Below are 3,291 nucleotides of genomic sequence, written 5' to 3' on the forward strand. Positions count from 1 at the left end.
CGACGAGGTTTGGCTTAACCCGCCGTCCAAACTTGACCAGCGCCGCGCCGCATGACCTGCTGAGGAAAGGACTGAAACGACGCATTCTAAAACCGCACTTACGCGACAACTATCTTGACAACTACCGCAAGCGCTCCCTCCTAATATCATTGGCTGCATTGAAGCCTGGATACTACGAAAGCCTAAGCAAAGCTAACAGTAAGCCAGGGAGCGGTCACTTATGGGACCACGCTAACGTATCGCTGCCGAGCTGGGCAGAACATAGGCGTCGCAGATTTTTGGAGCGATCAATCGATGCTTGTGAAGATCTTGATGTAGATCTATTGGTTCTTCCTGAATATTCCGTCAGGCCAGAAACAGTGAGCTGGTTGCGCCAATACTTGGCGGGGAAACACGTGGCTGTGCTTGCCGGTACCTATATGCAGTTCTCGAACGACTCTCCTGGAGCTCGATGCAGCGCGCCACTTAACCTACTTTGGCCTATTCCCGAGGAGATACTTTCAGATGCATTGGCCGGAGGGAATGGCGCGGCGGGAAGCATGACGACGAAGTTCACTAACGGTGCTGTTCTTCAACTTGAGCGCCTAAAGAAGTACAGATCTGTAGGTCTTAATGAGTTTATTCGGCCTGGCTCAAAGGAACTGGGTCCATTATTTGTTCCTGCTGATTTAGCTAACGAAATTAGTGAACAGCATCACGTGACACTCAGTACAAAAGGAATCGTCAAGCTTCTGGCTGAAAGTCGTCTTCCTTTGAGACATTTTATTGAATTAATTTGCTCGGAAATCTTCTTACTCACAAGTCCTGCAAATTATCTGCAAATTGCTAAGGATTACGTGGGTACTCAGCGCCGGTTTGGCGCATCAGCGGAGGAAGAGGAAGTTTTCCGCGACGTGAGGCGATTGTCAGAGTACTTGTCAATAGGAGGAACAAAGGACCGCGGTCCTAGGCGCACAATTGCCGTCGTTCCTGCCGCAACAACACGTACCGCAGATTACTGGATAGCTGGACAAGCGGCGCTACTCGCAGCAGGTACAACCACCGTCTTCTGTAACGCCACTGGTCCGGGACTTAAGGGGGGAAGTTGCTTCATTGGACGTGAGAGCTGGAAAGGAATCGACGCCAGTGCTGGCTATATTTCGTCAATTACTCCTTACCATGGATGGTCGAAGGGAATTTATTACAGCTCCAAGGAAGACCCGTTGAGCGAGCGTGATCAGGCATTGGTTGTAGCCGATATTGATCCTATTCACATGAGTGAGGGCAAGCCACGGCCTCAATTGTTGCCAGTGCCACTGCAGTTGGTTGCATATCTGCCCATCGCAGAAACCGTTGACACAACAACATTGAACAAAAGCCTATGCGATGCGTTTAACGTTACGTCTGCCTCCTCTAATGCTCGTGTTGAAAAAGATGACATCCCGGAATATCTGCACGATAGGGGTGACTTCTGGGACGCAGTATCAAATTGTGAGCCCGGGGCGGATCCTGAGATGATAAAAAAATTCGGCAAATTTTTCGCTGATCCTAAGGCGATCTATGGTCGACTAGAGGCTGCAAAAAATGATGGTGGCTTGCAGCCTTGTTTTGTCCCTGGAAACACTACTATGTCAGGATCTCCGGCGTTTTACGACTGGCTTGACGTTGATCTTTCCATTAATGAGGGTGAAAATCTTCCCACAATTTCTGTGCCCCCTTGGAAATAGGAAGCGTCTGGCTGCTGAAAATCTTAAGTCGACGCCGGTGCCATTCTGCTAAGAGTAGGTGGTTACATAGCGGTGGTGCAGTGATGCGCTGCTGCTAGCCGCCGGCAAACTCGGCATTGATGCAGTAAGCTTTAGCGGCTTTGCAGGACGAACTTGAACAGCGCGGCATCAGATACCGTATGGACACGCCCCACACCATCGCAATGCCGAGCTCGATCACGCTGCCTGGCGAGGATGTATGTCGGGTTGGTGACTGCATTGCTGCACTCGTCAGAAGCAACTGGCAACAGCACGGCGTAGCCGACTCGAACAGGCCGGCATGCAGCTGGAGGTACAGTATGTAGGCATCAACATCTATCCATAAACTGTGCCTCCAGCCAGCGTTTGCAATGCAATTTTTCATCCAATTTGCGAAACTCACCTTTGATAGGTTCGAATGATGTCGCGTCCCCGCCGATGTTTTCATCAATGAATTTTTTGATGAGCTTGCCGCGTTCGCTTGGCGATAACATGTCCACTGCGTCACGTGCTGCTGTTCGCCTCTTTCGGTCGATTTCGCTGATGTCATAGCTGTCCAGCCGCTGGCGCGTTTCTTCGACCATATTCTTGGCGCTTGAGCGTGACAATATTTTTTCGACGACTGATGGCAATGGCTTTGCGCCCTCGTTTTCAAGTTGTGATACGGCGTCGCAAACCGCCTTCTCGCCATATTTTTCCACTATAGAATTGGCAAGTTTCTGGTCGAGATCGTTCCAGCAATGGACGCCAGCGATCTTGGCCCTTGGTTGTCGCTTCTTGCTACTGTTCTCATGCTTGGCTGATGAACTTGATGGCGCAGTTCTACTTTTTTTAATCTGTATACTCTCTGTACTGGAAAGCGAAATTTCGCTTTCCAGGGCGCCAGATTCGCCGTTGCCGAATGTGATTTCTGACGCTTCTGAACGTTGGAAATTGCGCTCTTCATCGGCCCACTTGGACACGATCTTAGCCAAGAGATCCAGATCGATCCGGTATTCAAGACGGCCTCCATTGCGCGAGCGCCGCTCCTGAAGCACGCCAAGTTTTTTCGCTGCTTTTCGGGCTTTCCCCTGGTGTGACCGAGTTAGGCCCGTTTCATACTCAAAACTTTGGTCGATTTCCCATCGGGGTGAAATCATCTGATTATTATCATCCCTATCTGCGAGAATTTTTTTGAACCACCAGCAACCGTTCCCAGCTTTTCTTTGAGTGTATTCAGCCTGACGCAACCATACGGCCGTCGTTGTCCCCAGTTTTCGCGCGTAGAGAGAGTCAAGCGCGATGATTATGCGAGATGGGCCGCGAGAGTCCGCATGTTTTTGATAATTACCTGACGTCATTAGCACACCTCATCAAAGAAAAGCTCAGACTGGTTCGATGTCGCGTACTGCTCACGAAATTGCTGCAGAATTTGTCGTACTCGCCGCGGGGTGACGCCAAGTGCGTATTTCGGTGAACGTGCCCACCCATTCCGGTCTATCGCGCCCACCTGCGCATGAGATGGTGTTACGCGGTTAAATTGTAGTGGGTGCGGTCACGATGGGTCGATATTTATCTCCTTTTTGGG

The 3,291-nt window shown here is 50.5% G+C and carries 1 protein-coding gene and 1 pseudogene; one reads left to right on the forward strand and one right to left on the reverse strand.

What is annotated here, in order from left to right; genetic code table 11:
• Positions 1 to 1,706 (forward strand): annotated as a pseudogene (locus CSZ94_RS27795) (hypothetical protein); the annotation flags it as partial.
• A gap of 347 nt (positions 1,707 to 2,053) precedes the next feature.
• Here CSZ94_RS27795 and CSZ94_RS27005 read toward each other — a convergent pair.
• Positions 2,054 to 3,064 (reverse strand): hypothetical protein, encoded by a 1,011-nt coding sequence (locus CSZ94_RS27005; protein WP_146009916.1) that lies wholly within the window; start codon positions 3,062 to 3,064, stop codon positions 2,054 to 2,056.
• Positions 3,065 to 3,291 lie beyond the last annotated feature (227 nt).

The sequence above is a fragment of the Janthinobacterium sp. ROICE36 genome (assembly GCF_002869965.1).
Lineage (GTDB): Bacteria > Pseudomonadota > Gammaproteobacteria > Burkholderiales > Burkholderiaceae_D > Janthinobacterium.

What these genes read in the sequence shown, in the direction of transcription:
- CSZ94_RS27005 (WP_146009916.1), bottom strand. Translation starts at nt 3,064, where the DNA reads ATGACGTCAGGTAATTATCAAAAACATGCGGACTCTCGCGGCCCATCT.